This is a genomic window from Neorhizobium galegae, assembly GCF_017877055.1.
Taxonomy (GTDB): Bacteria; Pseudomonadota; Alphaproteobacteria; order Rhizobiales; family Rhizobiaceae; genus Neorhizobium; species Neorhizobium galegae_D.
Map to the genome: position 1 here is coordinate 914,564 of NZ_JAGIPG010000002.1, position 15,994 is coordinate 930,557.

12 protein-coding genes are annotated in these 15,994 nt (G+C 61.5%); 5 read left to right on the forward strand and 7 right to left on the reverse strand.

Features of this window, described 5'->3' with window-relative positions; genetic code table 11:
• Nucleotides 1-263: 263 nt before the first annotated feature.
• From J2857_RS14675 to J2857_RS14690, 4 genes are all read right to left on the reverse strand, one after another.
• Nucleotides 264-2,117 (reverse strand): methyl-accepting chemotaxis protein, encoded by a 1,854-nt coding sequence (locus J2857_RS14675; RefSeq protein ID WP_210010855.1) that lies wholly within the window; start codon nucleotides 2,115-2,117, stop codon nucleotides 264-266.
• Between the two features lie 279 nt (nucleotides 2,118-2,396).
• A complete protein-coding gene (locus tag J2857_RS14680; protein ID WP_210010856.1) occupies nucleotides 2,397-2,915 on the reverse strand; it encodes a plant virulence effector HPE1-like domain-containing protein in 519 nt (172 codons plus the stop codon).
• Nucleotides 2,916-3,015: 100 nt separating this feature from the next.
• Nucleotides 3,016-4,287, reverse strand: a complete 1,272-nt coding sequence (gene purD / locus J2857_RS14685; RefSeq protein WP_210010857.1) for a phosphoribosylamine--glycine ligase — start codon at nucleotides 4,285-4,287, stop codon at nucleotides 3,016-3,018.
• A gap of 146 nt (nucleotides 4,288-4,433) precedes the next feature.
• Nucleotides 4,434-4,643, reverse strand: coding sequence for a hypothetical protein (locus tag J2857_RS14690; protein ID WP_037084369.1), 210 nt, complete (start codon nucleotides 4,641-4,643; stop codon nucleotides 4,434-4,436).
• Between the two features lie 227 nt (nucleotides 4,644-4,870).
• On the opposite strand from J2857_RS14690, the gene J2857_RS14695 reads away from it, so the two are divergent.
• The 4 genes from J2857_RS14695 (at nucleotide 4,871) to ubiA (ending at nucleotide 10,594) form a co-directional block, all read left to right on the forward strand.
• Nucleotides 4,871-7,183, forward strand: coding sequence for a Tex family protein (locus tag J2857_RS14695; RefSeq protein WP_210010858.1), 2,313 nt, complete (start codon nucleotides 4,871-4,873; stop codon nucleotides 7,181-7,183).
• Nucleotides 7,184-7,353: 170 nt separating this feature from the next.
• Entirely contained in the window at nucleotides 7,354-8,610 is a 1,257-nt protein-coding gene (locus J2857_RS14700; RefSeq protein ID WP_210010859.1) for a class I SAM-dependent methyltransferase, read from the forward strand.
• Nucleotides 8,611-8,716: 106 nt separating this feature from the next.
• Nucleotides 8,717-9,520 (forward strand): MipA/OmpV family protein, encoded by an 804-nt coding sequence (locus tag J2857_RS14705; protein ID WP_210011686.1) that lies wholly within the window; start codon nucleotides 8,717-8,719, stop codon nucleotides 9,518-9,520.
• Between the two features lie 123 nt (nucleotides 9,521-9,643).
• Nucleotides 9,644-10,594, forward strand: coding sequence for a 4-hydroxybenzoate octaprenyltransferase (gene ubiA, locus J2857_RS14710; protein ID WP_210010860.1), 951 nt, complete (start codon nucleotides 9,644-9,646; stop codon nucleotides 10,592-10,594).
• An 80-nt stretch (nucleotides 10,595-10,674) separates the two neighbouring features.
• Here the strand turns inward: ubiA and J2857_RS14715 are convergent, their stop codons facing one another.
• Entirely contained in the window at nucleotides 10,675-11,241 is a 567-nt protein-coding gene (locus J2857_RS14715) for a DUF6101 family protein (protein WP_037084360.1), read from the reverse strand.
• Nucleotides 11,242-11,545: 304 nt separating this feature from the next.
• On the opposite strand from J2857_RS14715, the gene J2857_RS14720 reads away from it, so the two are divergent.
• Entirely contained in the window at nucleotides 11,546-14,131 is a 2,586-nt protein-coding gene (locus tag J2857_RS14720) for a DUF1217 domain-containing protein (protein WP_210010861.1), read from the forward strand.
• Between the two features lie 12 nt (nucleotides 14,132-14,143).
• Here the strand turns inward: J2857_RS14720 and J2857_RS14725 are convergent, their stop codons facing one another.
• Entirely contained in the window at nucleotides 14,144-14,524 is a 381-nt protein-coding gene (locus tag J2857_RS14725) for a winged helix-turn-helix domain-containing protein (RefSeq protein WP_210010862.1), read from the reverse strand.
• The gene (locus J2857_RS14730; protein ID WP_210010863.1) at nucleotides 14,521-15,966 is read right to left on the reverse strand and encodes an FAD-binding oxidoreductase; all 1,446 of its coding nucleotides are present in this window, start codon (nucleotides 15,964-15,966) and stop codon (nucleotides 14,521-14,523) included. Before J2857_RS14730 ends, J2857_RS14725 begins: the two co-directional genes overlap by 4 nt.
• Nucleotides 15,967-15,994: the final 28 nt, after the last annotated feature.

The following is a 15,994-nucleotide window of genomic DNA, read 5'->3' on the forward strand; positions in this document are numbered from 1 at the left end:
TAACAATAAGCAACTTTGAGCAGTGAGTTGAATATTTCAGGAGGTCTATATCCGCTTCTACGGAGTTCGAGCGTCAAAGGCTCGAGGCTGAGAAGAAGATTTTCGAATATGGAGGCGCCATAATTCAAATAGACTTCACCAGCATTGCGTGTAATTTAAAGATAAACTTGTATTGCGTGCTTATTTGGGAATGTACCCTGCCTTATGAAGCAAACCGCCGGATCCTTCGATCCGGCGGTTCTCCGTCCCCCGACTAACTTGGATCAGCTTGCGCGGCGCATCTTCTGTGCGACGCGGTTGAGGCTGCCGGCGCCGGTATTGTAGCCGGTATTTTGGCCTGCGCTGATGCGGAAGCTGCTGATCAGGTTCAGCAATTCGTCGGTATCGGCGGCAAGCGCCTCGGCCGAGGCGGTGGTCTCTTCCGCCATCGCCGCATTGTGCTGGGTGGCGGCGTCGAGCTGGTTCAGCGACGACGAGATCGAGCGGAGCGTCGTGTCCTGTTCGGAGGCCGAATGGGCGATCTTGCCGACGATGTCGCTCGCAGCCTTCACCTGGTCGGAGATCCGCTTCAGGGCCTCGCCCGCTTCGCCGACGAGGCGCACGCCGTTCTGCACCTGGCCGGAAGAGCGCGAGATCTGGTCCTTGATCTCCTTTGCCGCAGCGGCGGAGCGCTGGGCGAGTTCGCGAACTTCCTGGGCGACGACCGCAAAACCCTTGCCGGATTCCCCGGCGCGGGCGGCTTCGACGCCGGCATTGAGGGCCAGCAGGTTGGTCTGGAAAGCGATGTCGTCGATCACGCCGATGATCTTGGAGATCTCTTCCGACGAATGTTCGATGCCGCCCATCGCGTCGATCGCCTGGGCGACGATCTGGTCGGAACGGGTTGCCTCGGCGCTGACCGAGGTGACGCGCTGGGCCGCTTCATGGGCGCCTTCGGCCGTCTGGCGAACGGCGACGGTGAGTTCGTCGAGAGCCGCGGACGTCTCTTCGAGATTGGCGGCCTGGCGTTCGGTGCGCTGCGACAGTTCGTTGGAGGCGCGGCGGATTTCTTCCTTGGAGCCGCCGATGTCGATGCCCTTGGCATTGACCTTGCTCATCGCCGCTTCGAGATGGGCGAGCGCCTCGTTGAAGTTGTGGCGGAGCGTCTCGTAACGCGCGCCGAGATCGCTGCAGCGGACGGTGAGGTCGCCCTGGGCCAGCGCTTCGAGCGCTTCGCCGATGGTGGAGACCACGCGGGTCTGCAGCGCGGCTTCCTGCTGCTGAAGGTCGACGTTCTGCTGCCGCTCGCGGTCGAGCTCGGTCTTCTGTTTTTCCTCGCGTTCGGCCATCGCATGGCGTTCGCGGATCTTTTCCTGCAGCGCCTGGGTGGCCTTCGCCATCATGCCCACTTCGTTCGACATCTCCGTATGCGGGATCGTCGCGGTGACGTTTTCGTCGGCGACGGCTTCCAGTGCGCCATGCACGGCGGCGAGCGGCTTGGTGATGTTGCGGATGACGATCAAGCCGACACCGAGTGCAAGCAGGAAGGCGAAGAAACCGATGCCGACCACTTCCAGGATCGTCTTGTTGATCTTGGCGTCGAGGTCGTCGGTGTAAACGCCCGTGCCGACAATGATCTGCCAGGGTTCGAAGGCGCGGGAATAGGCAGCCTTTTCGAAGACCTTGTCGGCCGGCATGCCGGGCTTTTCCCAGTAGTAGGTGGTGACGCCGCCGCCGGCACGGCCCTTGGCGACCATCTCTTCGCGGAACAGGTTGCCCATCTTGTCCGGCTGACCCTTCTGGTTCACGCCGATCAGTTTGGAATTGTAGTGGAACTGCGTCACCGTGTCGTAGTTCAGGCCGAAGAGGTAGCCGGCCGGCTCGTATTTGATCCCTGCCACGGTTGCGAAAGCCAGTTTCTGCGCATCCTCGTGCTTCAACTCGCCCGACTTTTCCCGGTCGTAATAGGACTGCAGGATGGAAATGCCAGACTCCACCTGGGTGCGCAGCATCTCGTAGCGCTCGCCATAGATGGAGGCGATCGAAGTGCGGATCTGATAATAGGTGACGGCGGCGAACGCCATCATGAGCACAGCCACCATCGCCAATAACTGGTGGGAAATCTTGAGATTCTTCATGTTTCGACTCACTTTCAGGCAGCCGAACTCTCCCGGAGGAGCCGGAGCGGGGCGAAGTTTGGGGGGAAGCGCGTCCTGCGCTGGTCATGTGCTTACATCGCACTATGACGGGAGAGTGATCTCGAACATTTGAACAAAAATTTAATTATCCAAGCCTTGACAGCCGCAAACGCAAATATTTTGGGCAGGCTGGATTTGATGATGCGCAATTTGCGCGCATTCCGTGAAAAGCTATTTCAGGAGCACTTTCTGCTATGTAAATATAATGATGTTCTAAAATTAGAACCGATTGGTGCGTAGCTCGAACAGGTCGAGGGCCAGCGGCTTCGGCGCCAGGGAAGCTTCCGCAATTCCGACCGACGCTTCGCCGATCGTTTTCACGGCGCTGGTCGTGGCGTCGGCATCGATGCCGTCGCCCGATGCTTCCGCGGTGGCGATCTGCGTCTGGGTCGAACCGTTGGAGGACGGGTGAAGTTCGGCAATGGCCTTTTCCTCGGCCATCCATTTGGGGAGCTTGCTGACATGGATCACCGGCGAGCCGCCGAGCCAGGCTTCGGTACGCGCCAGCTTCTTCTCACCGTTGATCTCGATGATCTCCGTCTTCTGGGTGCCTGTCGGCAGATCGGGAACCTTGTAGGCCGCTTCGTCGGATTTCGGGGCCACGGCGACCGGGCAACTCGCGCAGGTCTTGGTGACGATACTGACGCCTGGCTGATGTGCGCTGTTGATCACCGTGATCGATGACGCGAAAGCGGAACCGCTTGCAAACACCAAAGCTGTAGCCAGAACGAGACGCATGACCGGGAATCCTTCTTGAGGTCCCCAATGTTTACCGCCGCTTCGTTTCTATCCCGTCTGGATAATCGGTAAATTTTGAATGAACTGGCCTTTCCGGCACTCAGTTCTTTTCGCGCGCCACCGCCTGCCAGCCGATATCGCGGCGGCAGAAACCGTTTTCCCATTCGACCTGGTCCACGAGCCTGTAGGCGCGCGCCTGCGCATCCGCGACGGTCCCGGCGGTCGCCGTGACGTTCAGCACGCGGCCGCCGGTTGCGACAAGTTTGCCGTCCTTGAGCGCCGTCCCGGCGTGGAAGATCTTCTCGCCGGCACCATCGTCCGGCAGGTGGGCGATCGGGGTGCCCTTGTCGTAGACGCCCGGATAACCCTTGGAGGCCATGACCACGGTCAGCGCCACGTCGTCGCTCCACTCGGCGGAAACCAGGTCGAGCGTCCCGGTCGCTGCCGCACGAAGCAGGTCGAGCAGGTCGCTCTTTAGCCGCATCATCAGCACCTGGCATTCGGGGTCGCCGAAGCGGACATTGTATTCGATCAATTCCGGACCCTTGGCCGTGATCATCAGGCCTGCGAAGAACACGCCGGTAAAGGGATGCCCGCTTTCGGCCATGCCGCGGATCGTCGGCTCGATGATCTCCTTCATCGTGCGAGCAACCATGTCCGGCGTCATCACCGGAGCGGGCGAATAGGCGCCCATGCCGCCGGTATTCGGGCCGGTATCGCCGTCGCCGACCCGCTTGTGGTCCTGGGCGGTGGCGAGCGCCAGTGCCGTCCTGCCGTCGGACAGGCAGAAGAAGCTCGCCTCCTCGCCGTCCAGATAGGCTTCCACCACCACTTCGGCACCGGCCGACCCGAAGGCGCCGTCGAAACAGTCGTCGATCGCCGCAAGCGCCTCGTCGAGCACCATGGCGACGGTGACACCCTTGCCGGCTGCAAGCCCGTCGGCCTTCACGACGATCGGTGTGCCCTGCTCGCGCACATAGGCTTTGGCCTCGGCCGCATCGGTGAAGCGGCGATAGGCGCCGGTCGGGATATCGTAGCGGGCGCAGAGGTCCTTGGTAAAACCCTTCGAGCCTTCGAGCTGGGCTGCGGCCGCAGAAGGACCGAAGGTTGCAATACCCTTGGCGCGGAGATGGTCCGCAAGCCCGGCCACGAGCGGCGCTTCCGGCCCGACGACGACGAGGTCGATCGCCTTGTCGAGGCAGAAGGCCGCGACGGCGGCATGATCGTCGATGCCGAGCGATACGAGTTCGGCATGATCGGCGATGCCGGGATTGCCGGGGGCGGCGTAAAGTTTGCCGAGTTTCGGAGACTGGGCGAGTTTCCAGGCGAGCGCGTGCTCGCGTCCACCCGAACCGATCAAGAGAACCTTCATGTCCTGCCCTCGTCTGCGCTGAAAACCTTGGCCCTGCGCGGCGGTTAAGGGGAGGGGAGGCAAAGGTCAAGGGCCAAGGCTTAGGTGGCCTCCCATCTTGTGGCCATCATGGCGTTTTGACGGGAGGCCGTTGCGTTCGACAAAGGTCAGAATTCACCACGCCGATTCTTGGCGCCACGTCGGATATCCAGCGTCGCCTGGAAGATCACCCTGTTCCGATAGGCGAGGAAAGGCACTGGTTCGTTCCGAAGGGACGCATCGTTCAGCTTCTGTTCGAGATAGGAAATGGCAGCCTCGAGCTCTTCATTGGCGACCGCCGTATCAAATGCCAGAATCCTGGCGGCGTTTTTGGGCATTCGTCTCTCCATTCGGCCACATCATGCGGCGGGATGGGTTTTAGTTGCCTCTCGCGGGAGGTGAGAGTGGGTTAATTCTTTTCCACAGGGCCTTGGTTAGCGATCGGTCACCGCCTGTTTCGTTCCGGCACGGCTGGTTCCAATCAAATTGTGGAACCGGCACTCGCCACGTTGCCTTGCCACAAACTTCGACTATGGTCGCGCCTCCCATTTGAACGAGGACGCCCATGGCCGCCGATCTCCGTTTCCTTGCCGCCGCGATTGCCGCGGAAATCAATGCCCGCCCCGAACAGGCCGCCGCCGCGATCGGGCTGATCGACGAGGGCGCAACCGTGCCGTTCATCGCGCGCTACCGCAAGGAAGTGACCGGCGGGCTGGACGATACGCAGCTCCGCAACCTGTCGGAACGCCTGGTCTATCTGCGCGAGCTCGAAGCGCGCCGTTCGACCATTGTCGATTCGATCAATTCCCAGGGCAAGATGACCGACGAGCTTGCCGCAAAGATCGGCAAGGCAACCACCAAGGCTGAGATCGAAGACCTCTATCTTCCCTACAAGCCGAAGCGCCGCACCCGCGCCGAGATCGCCCGCGAGCGTGGCCTTGGACCCTTGGCCGACGCGATCTGGGCCGACCGCAGCGCCGATCCGGCGAAACTGGCCGAGGCCTATATCACGGATGAAGTCGCCGACGTGAAGACGGCGCTCGAAGGCGCCCGCGATATCGTCGCCGAGACCTTCTCCGAAAATGCAGATCTGCTCGGCAAGCTGCGTCAGCATATGCGCAATGGTGCGACGCTGAAGGCCAAGGTTGTCGACGGCAAGCAGGAGGCCGGCGCAAAATTCTCCGACTATTTCGATCATTCCGAACGCTGGTCGACGGCCCCCGGCCATCGCGCGCTCGCCATGTTGCGCGGCTGGAACGAGGAATTCCTGACGCTGACGATCGAAGTCGACCAGGACGATCCGTCGCCGATCAAGCCCGCCCAGCGCATCATCGCTCTTGCCTTCGACATCCGCGACCGGGGTGCCGCCGATCGCTGGCTGATGGAGGCCGCCGGCTGGACCTGGCGTGTGAAACTCTCCGTATCGCTGTCGCTGGACCTGATGCGCGAACTGCGCGAGCGCGCCGAGGAGGAGGCGATCCATGTGTTCGCCCGCAACCTCAAGGACCTGCTGCTCGCCGCACCGGCCGGCTCGCGCACCACGATGGGCCTCGATCCGGGCATCCGCACCGGCGTCAAGGTGGCGATCGTCGATGCCACTGGCAAGCTGCTGGAAACCACGACCGTCTATCCGTTCCCGCCGAAGAACGACATCCGCGGAACCCAGGCCGACCTCGCGTCGCTGATCCGCAAACACAATGTCGAGCTGATCGCAATCGGCAACGGCACCGGCAGCCGCGAGACGGAGAAGCTGGTCGCCGACATGCTGGCGAACATGCCCGTGCCGCCCTCCGGCGCCAAGCCGACCAAGGTCATCGTCTCGGAGGCCGGCGCTTCGGTCTATTCGGCGTCAGAAACCGCCGCTCTCGAATTCCCCGGTCTCGACGTGTCGTTGCGCGGTGCCGTCTCCATCGCCCGCCGCCTGCAGGATCCGCTGGCGGAACTGGTCAAGATCGAACCCAAGTCGATCGGCGTCGGCCAGTATCAGCACGATGTCGATCAGGGAAAACTCTCCCGCTCGCTCGATGCGGTGGTCGAGGATGCGGTGAACGCCGTCGGCGTCGATTTGAACATGGCCTCTGCGCCACTGCTCGCCCGTGTCTCGGGCCTCAGCCGCTCGATTGCCGAGGCAATCGTCGCCCACCGCGACCAGAACGGCGCATTTTCGAGCCGCAGGGACCTCCTGAAGGTCGCCCGCCTCGGCAACCGCACCTTCGAACAGGCGGCCGGCTTCCTGCGCATTCCGAACGGCAGGGAGCCGCTCGATGCGTCCGCCGTCCATCCGGAAGCCTATGGCGTCGCCAAGAAGATCGTCGCTGCCTGCGGCCGCGACCTGCGCTCGCTGATGGGCGACAGCGCAGCCTTGAAGGCGCTCGACCCGAAGCGGTTCATCGACGACACCTTCGGCCTGCCGACGGTCAAGGATATCATCGCCGAGCTGGAAAAGCCCGGCCGCGATCCCCGCCCGAGCTTCAAGACCGCCACCTTCGCTGACGGCGTGGACGAGATCACCGACCTTAAGCCGGGCATGATGCTCGAAGGCACGGTCACCAACGTGGCCGCCTTCGGCGCTTTCGTCGATATCGGCGTGCATCAGGACGGGTTGGTCCATGTTTCGCAGCTTGCCGACCGCTTCATCAAGGATCCGCATGAGGTCGTGAAGGCCGGCGACGTGGTCAAGGTCCGGGTCGTCGAGGTCGATGTGAAGCGGAAGAGGATAGCGCTGACCATGCGCAAGGACGGCGGCGAGGCGGCACCCGCTGCACGCGGCGCCGACCGCGACGCTAGGCCGGTCAATCCAAAAATGATGAAAACCGAAAAAAACGCATCGCAGGGCGCTTTCGGTGCAGCACTCGCAGAAGCTTTAAAACGCAAGTAAATTTCGCGGGCTTCGGAAAAATATCAATCACAGCGTGCAGGTCGTCAGACAAAGGTTTGACGGCCTGTTTTTTTATGTCATTTTCATGGCGGCAATGTGCTTGAAACTCGCACAAAAACGACTAGATTTTGGATTAATAAGGCATCCTTAGTATTATTGGAGGTGGGTCCGTGGCCTCGTCCCTTCACAATCTTCTCAGCAAAATCGTCAAGACAGGTACCCTGACCGTACGCGGTTCTGGTGGTGAGCAGCATTACGGCGGAGGCGGAGGAAGGGCGGTGACTATCCGCTTTACCGACGAAGCCGCCGAACGCGAACTCGTCGCGGATCCGCCCTTGAAGCTCGGTGAACTCTATATGGATGGCCGCCTTCTCGTCGAAGACGGCGACATCTACGAGTTCCTGGCCCTGATCAAGGACAATACGCTTAGCGAAGGCCTGACCTTCGGCATGATCTGGCGCGGCATCGCCCGCGTGCTGGTTTCCCAATTCCGCAATCGCGTGCCGATCAACCACAATCGGCGCAACGTCGCCCATCACTACGATCTCGACGAAAGGCTGTTCTCGCTCTTCCTGGACGAGGACTGGCAATATTCCTGCGCCTATTTCAACCCTCCGGGTATTTCGCTCGATGAGGCGCAGATCGCCAAGAAGCGCCATATCGTCGCCAAGCTGCTTGCCGAACCCGGCCAAAAGGCGCTGGAAATAGGCTCCGGCTGGGGCGGCATGGCCATGTATCTGTCGGAATCCTCCGGCGTCGACGTGACAGGCATCACGTTATCGACCGCGCAGCTCAAGATTTCGCGCGAGCGCGCCGCCAAGCGCGGGCTCGCCAACAGCGTCCGCTTCGAGCTGCAGGACTATTATTACCTGCCGCCGGACAAGCGCTACGACCGCATCGTTTCCGTCGGCATGTTCGAGCATGTCGGCCGGCTGAACTATCCGAAATTCTTCGACAAGGTGAACGACGTTCTCGCTGATGACGGCGTCATGGTGCTGCATTCGATCGGCCAACCCTATCCGGCCCTCATCAACAATCCCTGGATCGAGAAATACATCTTCCCGGGCGGTTACATTCCGGCGATCTCGGAAGTGATGCCGGCGATCGAGAAGGCCGGCCTGCTTGTCTCCGACATCGAAATCCTGCCGATGCACTATGCTTATACGCTGCGCCACTGGCGCGAGCGTTTCATCGCCAACAAGGACAAGGCGGCAGCGCTTTACGACGAACGTTTCGTGCGCATGTGGGAATTCTACCTCGCCGGCTCGGAAATGGCCTTCACCCACGAGAGCTTCTTCATTTTCCAGATGCAGATCGTCAAGAAACGTACTGCCGTTCCGGACAACCGCGACTACATCTACGAGCGCGAGGCGGAACTCAGGGCCTTCGAACAGAGCCGCATCCCGCTCGACAAGGTCGCGGTCTGATCTTTCGCGTGGTTAACAAGCTGGCAATGGAAATGCGATAATAGGACAGAAATCCCCCGTGGGATCTCTGTTCTGTTTTGCGTTTTCAGGATCCGTTGCCATGTCTTTGCCTCTTCGGGCTGCTCTTTTCATTTCCATCTTTTCGATTGTTTCTTCAGGCAGCGCTAAGGCCCAGGAAGGCTTCTGGTCCGGCGACTGGTACCTGACGCTCGGCGGTGCCGGTTTCGTCGCGCCGAAATTCGAGGGCGACAACGGCCGCAGCCTGCAGTTCTCGCCGATCATCTCGCTCGGCCGCCAGAACAGCAAACAGGCACGCTTCTCCTCCCGCAACGACAGCATCTCCTTCGCGCTGATCGACCAGGGTTCGATCCGCGCCGGCGTGGCGGCCAAGCTGATCATGCCGCGCGACGATGATACGTCCGATGACCTCAGGGGTTTGAAGAAGGTGAAGCTCGGCGGCGAAGTCGGCGGGTTCGTCGATATCTATCCGACCGACTGGATCCGCGCCCGGGCCGAAATCCGCCAGGGCATCCGAAGTCACGACGGCGTAGTTGCAGACGTCTCGGTCGACGCGTTCACGGATCTCCAGCCCGACCTCCGGCTATCGGGTGGTCCGCGCGCGACCTGGGCAAGCAACGGCTACAACGATGCGTATTACAAGGTCACGCCGAGCCAGTCCGCGGCGTCGGGCCTCTCCGCCTACGACCCGGGCAGCGGCCTGCATTCGGTGGGCGTCGGCGCGGCGCTGACCTGGAAGGCGACCGAGAAACTCGAGCTCACCTCGTTCGCCGAATACAAGCGGTTGACGGGCGATGTTGCCGACAGCAGCCTGGTGCGCGAGCGGGGTTCTAAAAACCAGCTGATGTTTGGCGTCTCAGCAAGCTACAAGTTCGGCTTCTCGCTGCCCTGAGGCGTGGCTCTTCTACGCCCCAAGTCGTGAGCGTGCTCATGACGGAAGGCGCAGACATCTCCGCACCGGAAGGCAACAAAGCGCCGGCTTGACCGTAGCGTTCGGCCGGCGCTAGAACCGGCCATGACGAACGCCGACGATTTCAGCGGCCGCGTGGCCGACGCTCCATCCGACAATTGGGTCTATCGCGTCCTGCCGCGGCCGGCCTGGCCCTATGCGCAGCTCGCAAGGTGGGACCGGCCGATCGGCTGGCAGCTCCTGATGTGGCCGTGTTTCTGGTCCGCGGCGCTGGCGGCGAACGCTGCCAAGGAAGAGGGCGCGTTTTCCCTCGGCCTCCTGCTTTTCCACCTCGCGCTGTTCTTCCTGGGGTCGGTCGCCATGCGCGGCGCCGGCTGCACCTATAACGATCTGGTCGACCATGACATCGACATGGAAGTGGCCCGCACCCGTTCGCGGCCGCTGCCTTCCGGCCGCGTCTCCCGCTTCGAGGCGAAGGTCTTCATCGCCGTGCAGGCGCTGGTCGGCCTGCTCGTCCTCATCCAGTTCAACGCTTTCGCCATCCTGCTCGGCATCCTGTCGCTGGCGGTGGTGGCGATCTATCCCTTCGCCAAGCGGTTCACCGACTGGCCGCAATTTTTCCTCGGTCTCGCCTTTTCCTGGGGCGCGCTGATGGGCTGGGCCGCCACGTTCGGCAGCCTCTCACTTGCGGCTCTCTGGCTCTACCTGGCGGCCATCGCCTGGACGATCGGTTACGACACGATCTACGCCCACCAGGACAAGGAGGACGACGAGCTGATCGGGGTGCGCTCGACCGCGCGTCTCTTCGGCGACAATACCAAGCCCTGGCTGATCGGCCTTTACGGCCTGGCGCTCGTCTTCCTGCTGCTGGCTTTCGGATCGGCCGGCGTCGGTTTCCTTGCCTATCTCGGCCTTTTCGCTGCGGCGCTGATGTTCGGCTGGCAGGTTTTGGTCCTCGATATCGACAATGCCGACCAGTGCCTGAGGCTTTTCAAGTCCAATAGCCGAGTCGGCGCGATCCTGTTTGCCGGCCTCCTCCTGTCGCTCGCCCTTTAACGGAAAAAGCCCGACCGCTTGAGGATCGGGCTCTCTCCCACCTTATCGCGCGGGCGGTGGACAAAGGGACAAACAAAGCCCTACCGACGCGCGATAATCTCCTTGCCTTCGATTTTCATCGTCACGCCGAGGCTGCCGGTGGTGCGGCGGACCAGGAAGCGCGGCCGGCGGGCCGCGAAATAGGAATGGCGGCGCCGCTGCCTGACGGCATTGGTGCGCACGTCGCCGATATGGTTTTCCAGCGGCCGGGCGATGCCGTCGGCTTCCACCATCAGCATTGGAATGCGATAGGCGTCCGACCAGCTCCGCCAGTCGGCGGCGATGTCGCAGAGGTCGTGGGCGACGAGCAGCGGAATGCACAGATCCGGATCGTCGTGATGCAGTTCGAGCGTGACCGTCACTTCGCCGTCGCCGTGGTCTATGGCGCGGGCTGCAACACCCTTGAAGGCGCGGGCGGGCAGGGCGAAGGAGAGGGGGAGGCCACTTGCGGGGAGAATCTTACGCAGCACAGCGCCGCGTTCGTCGATGGTGATGGAGACATCTCCTGATGTCTCGCGCAGCGCATAGGTAACCTGCTGCGGGAAACGAGACGGATCGAGCCTGAATGTCGACCCTGCCCAAACGGGCTTCAGAACAGTGTTGGTCATCGATATGCTACCCTTGTTTTACCTGAGAGCCGTTGCCGGTTTCTCTACGGGACTTTTGTCCTCTGATAGCCAAAGCATAGGGCGGGCCATGTTCGAGACTGCTTAAAAATAGCGGTTAAAGAAGCCTTGCCTGCCTGGATGGTTAGCGAAAAGGCACGCTTTTGGGTTTCCCGAAGGTGAATCGCGGCGTTCCTGTGCAGGCCTGGAACAATCCCGGCGCGACGCCCGAACGCCCAGAAAAGCCCCGGGCAAGGCTAGGCCGCGATGATTGCGGCAGCATCATTCCGACTCGTGGGGCGTTTCCGTGGTATCGACCTATCTCACCTTCGATCTTGTCAATCGCGACATGCAGAAAAGCCTGAAAACCATCGCTGGGCAGACGATGGTCGTCAACGACACGAAGTACTACCAGGAAAATATCGGCAAGATAAAAACGGTCGACGAGTTCCTCGACAACTATCGCCTCTATTCCTACGCGATGCAGGCGCATGGCCTGGATGACATGATCTACGCCAAGGCGTTCATGAAGCAGGTGCTGGAAAGCGATCTCAGCGACGACAACAGCTTTGCGAACCGCCTGACCGACGATCGATATCAGAATATCGCCGCAGCCTTCAATTTCGGCGTTTCCAACGGAGAAGGGGCCGCCGCCCAGTCCAATGGGCAGATGGAGGAACTCTTCGATACCTATGACCAGACGATCGCCGCCCAGAACGATACGCTCGAGGCCGATACCCGTTATTTCAAGGTGATGCTGGGCGAGACCGGCCATATCACCAACGTCGATCAACTGCTGGCCAATCCCAGGCTTCGCGACTACCTGTTCACCGCCTACGGCATCGACACGAAATACTACAATTACAATGCGATCCGCGGCGTATTGGTCAGCGATCCGGCCGACCCTGCCAGCTTTTACAACACCGCCTACGGCAATACTCTCGACCAGTACAATGCGATGAAGACCGAGGACAGCGAGCTTGCCGAGCGGCTGAGCCTCAGCACGGGTATCCCCGCTTTGCAGGACTCGATCGCGCTTGGCCAGCAGAGGAAAACCGATCTCGAAACCCAGATCGCCGCCAAGCAGGATGAGCTGAACAATGGCGGCCCGGCGACCCTCCAAGACGAGATCGACGCCATGCAGGTGGAGTTGACCAAGACGGTAGAGGCAATCCAGAAAGACCAGACTACCCTCGCCACGTCGCAAACGCGCTATACCGAGCTGGATGGCAGGCTGGTGCCGATCGCCCAGACGGCCGAGCGGCGCGCTGAACTTGCAAAGCTGATCGCCGCCGGGTCGTCCGATGCGCCCTATCTCGGCTTGATGAAATCGCTTGCCGAGGATTTCAACTTCAACGCCGACGGCTCGGTGCCGGCAGGCGGCGCGGTCACTCCCGAAAAGCTGCTTGAGATCGTCGGCGGCTTCTTCAACAAGCAGACCCGTATTACGCATGCCGAGGCGATGTTCAACCAGGAACTCTTCGAGCAGGAACTCAAGACGGCGACCAACGTCACCGATTTCATCGACGACCCGCGGCTTCTCAAATACATCAAGGTCGCCTTCAATCTCGACAAGGTCACCGTCGTCAAGTCGACGATCGAGCAGATCTTGACGAGCGATCTCTCCGACCCGAACAGCTATGCGAACCGCTTCGGGGCTACCAATCCGGAATATCTGGAACTGGCGAAGGCCTTCAATTTCAATACCGACGGCACCGTCGCCGCCGGCCAGGCCCAGGACGAATTGCAGACCAGCTCCACCCGCAGCGATTATATGAGCCGCTGGGACGACAAGCAGGAAGCGGATCTCGACAAGGCCATCAAGTTCTACAAGCTCGACCTTACGGCCGTGAAGACGCTTGACGATTTCCTGAGCGCGGATGCCAACGACTCTTACAAGTTTGCTCTCGAGGCGGTTGGCCTCGACCCGACGACCGTTTCGAAGTTGACGATCAAGAATGCCCTGAAAAGCGACCTTTCCGATCCGAACAGCTATATCTACAAGCTGAAGGACGAACGCTTCGTCTCGCTTGCCAAGTTCTTCAACTTCGACACGAAGGGGGGAGTCACTCGGCAGGTGCTGCTCCAGTCCAATGCGGCAATTACCAATGTCGCCAAGGATTATATCCTGCGCAAAAGCCGGTTCCTGGAAGGCGATGAACTCAAGGCGGCCAGGGCGAAGGCCCAGACCGAGGCGAAATATTACACCGACGCGATGCAGCGTATCGGCAGCCGCGACGAGCTGCTCGCCGACCGCAAGACGCTCGACATCCTGCTGATCTCCAAGGGAATAGATCCTTCGACGGTCACCAACGACTTCCTCAAGGAGGCTTTCAATTCGGATCCGGCTGATCCCAACAGCTTCGTGAACAAGCAGACGGACAAGCGATTTGCGCAGATCGTCGGTACTTTCAATTTCGATTCCAAGGGCGAGATCGACCGCAGCTCGGCAGGCGAGGCCCAGAACGGCGGCGAGGTCGTCGCGACCCAGGACCTTTATGTCCGCCAGATGCTCGAAACCCAGCAGGGCGAGGAAAATCCGGGGGTCCGCCTTGCGCTCTACTTCGAGCGCATGTCCGACAGCATCACCGACCCTTATGTGATCCTCGGCGACGAAGCGCTGATGGAGTTCTTCCGTGTCACCTTCAGCCTGCCCCAGGAGATCGGCAATATGGATGTCGATCAGCAGGCCAAGATAGTCGAGAAAAAGCTCAATCTCGAAGACCTGGCAGATCCGGAAAAGGTGAAGAAATTGGTGCAGCGCTTCACGATCATGTACGATCTGGAAAACAGCCCCGTTACGGCATCGCCGGCGAGCATTCTGAGCGGCGGGGGCTCGACAGGCATCAGCTCGGATACCCTGTGGGCGTTGTCCCAGATCAGGATGAGCTAAGGGCGGCCACCGTCAGGCGTCGTCACTCTTCTCCGCCCTCTCGAAGCGAGGATCGGCATTCGATTCAAGCCAGTCGAGGTCTGCGCGCATGGCGTCGCGGCTCGCCTTTTCCATCCGCCGGTAGCGGGACAATAGTTCCTGGCCGAACTCGGTCAGGCCCGCACCTCCGCCGCTTTTCCCGCCATGGCGGGTGAAGATCGACGGCTCCTTGAACATCCGGTTGATTTCGTCGCCGAGCAGCCATGCCCGCCGGTAGGACATGCCGATCGAGGCGCCTGCCGCCCGGATCGAGCCGTGTTCGGCGATCAATTCCAGGAGTTGCGCCTTGCCCGGGCCGAGTCGCACGCCGTTGTCGAGGTCGATCCGGATCGTGGTCTTCGGCGGCTGGCTCATGGAATGGCCACCACCTTGCCGGGGTTCATGATGCCGGCCGGATCGAACGCCTGCTTGATGCGCCGCATCAGGTCCATCTCGATCGGCGAGCGGATATGGGCAAGCTCGTCGCGCTTCAACTGGCCGATGCCGTGTTCGGCCGAAATCGACCCGCCGGCGGCCAGCACCATGCCGTGGACGATCGCGTTGATTTCCCGCCAGCGGCCGATGAAGGCCGCCTTTTCGGCGGCCATGTCGGCACTGACAGGCTGCGAGATGTTGTAGTGGATGTTGCCGTCCCCGAGATGGCCGAAGGCGCAGACCCGCGCACCCGGCATGGCTGCCAGCACCGCCTGCTCGGCTTCTGCCATGAAGCTCGGGATTTTCGAGACAGGCACCGAGACGTCATGCTTGATCGAACCGCCCTCCGGCTTCTGGGCGTCCGACATGCTTTCGCGCATGTGCCAGAGCGCCTTCTGCTGGGCGACGGAGGAGGCGATCACGGCGTCACGGATGAGGCCTGCCTCAAAGCCCTGTTCGAGCAGTGATTGCACCATGGACTCGGCCGTCTCGGCGGAATCCGAAGTCGAGATGTCGATCAGCGCGTACCACGGATGCGGCTCGGAGAGCGGATCGCGCACGCCCTCGATATGCCGGGTCACGAATTCGATGCCGATGCGTGGCATCAGCTCGAAACCGGTCAGCGCCGTGCCGCAGAGGTTCGAGGCCCGCTCGAAGAGTTTTAGCGCATCTGCCGGTGAGTTAAGGCCGGCAAGCGCCACCTGATGCCCGACCGGCTGCGGAAAAAGTTTCAGCACGGCGCCGGTGATGATGCCGAGCGTGCCTTCCGCGCCGATGAAGAGATCTCGCAGGTCGTAGCCGGTATTGTCCTTCTTGAGCCGGCGCAGGCCGTCCCAGATCTCGCCTGTCGGCAGCACCACTTCGAGCCCGAGGCAGAGCTGGCGCGTATTGCCGTAGGCGAGCACGGCGGTGCCGCCGGCATTGGTGGAAAGGTTGCCGCCGATGCGGCAGGAGCCCTCCGAGCCGAGCGACAGCGGAAACAGCCGGTCGACGGCTTCCGCCGCCTTCTGGACGTCGGCAAGGATGGCGCCGGCATCGGCGACAAGCACGTTGGCGACCGGATCGACGTCGCGGATCCGGTTCATGCGTTCGAGCGAGACGATCAGGTCGTGGCCACCGGCGCGGGGGGTCTGCCCGCCGACGAGGCCGGTATTGCCGGTCTGTGGCACGATCGGCGTGCCGGTTTCGCTCGCAAGCTTCAGGATCGCCGACACTTCCTCGGCCGAGCCCGGCTTCAGGAGCATCGGCGAGGAACCTTTGTAGAGTCCGCGGCCCTCGACGAGATGCGGCGCAAGATCGTTCGCGTCGCGCAGGACGTGGTTTTCGCCGACGATCGCCGCGAAGCGGTCGAGAAGCTCTGGTTTCGGCCCTGAAATGTCCATCGGCGTCTCCTCCTCTTTTACCCCCGGC

What these genes read in the sequence shown, in the direction of transcription:
- purD (WP_210010857.1), bottom strand. Translation starts at nt 4,287, where the DNA reads ATGAAGGTTCTCTTGATCGGTTCGGGTGGACGCGAGCACGCGCTCGCC.
- J2857_RS14715 (WP_037084360.1), bottom strand. Translation starts at nt 11,241, where the DNA reads ATGACCAACACTGTTCTGAAGCCCGTTTGGGCAGGGTCGACATTCAGG.
- ubiA (WP_210010860.1), top strand. Translation starts at nt 9,644, where the DNA reads ATGACGAACGCCGACGATTTCAGCGGCCGCGTGGCCGACGCTCCATCC.
- J2857_RS14730 (WP_210010863.1), bottom strand. Translation starts at nt 15,966, where the DNA reads ATGGACATTTCAGGGCCGAAACCAGAGCTTCTCGACCGCTTCGCGGCG.
- J2857_RS14675 (WP_210010855.1), bottom strand. Translation starts at nt 2,117, where the DNA reads ATGAAGAATCTCAAGATTTCCCACCAGTTATTGGCGATGGTGGCTGTG.
- J2857_RS14695 (WP_210010858.1), top strand. Translation starts at nt 4,871, where the DNA reads ATGGCCGCCGATCTCCGTTTCCTTGCCGCCGCGATTGCCGCGGAAATC.
- J2857_RS14690 (WP_037084369.1), bottom strand. Translation starts at nt 4,643, where the DNA reads ATGCCCAAAAACGCCGCCAGGATTCTGGCATTTGATACGGCGGTCGCC.
- J2857_RS14680 (WP_210010856.1), bottom strand. Translation starts at nt 2,915, where the DNA reads ATGCGTCTCGTTCTGGCTACAGCTTTGGTGTTTGCAAGCGGTTCCGCT.
- J2857_RS14725 (WP_210010862.1), bottom strand. Translation starts at nt 14,524, where the DNA reads ATGAGCCAGCCGCCGAAGACCACGATCCGGATCGACCTCGACAACGGC.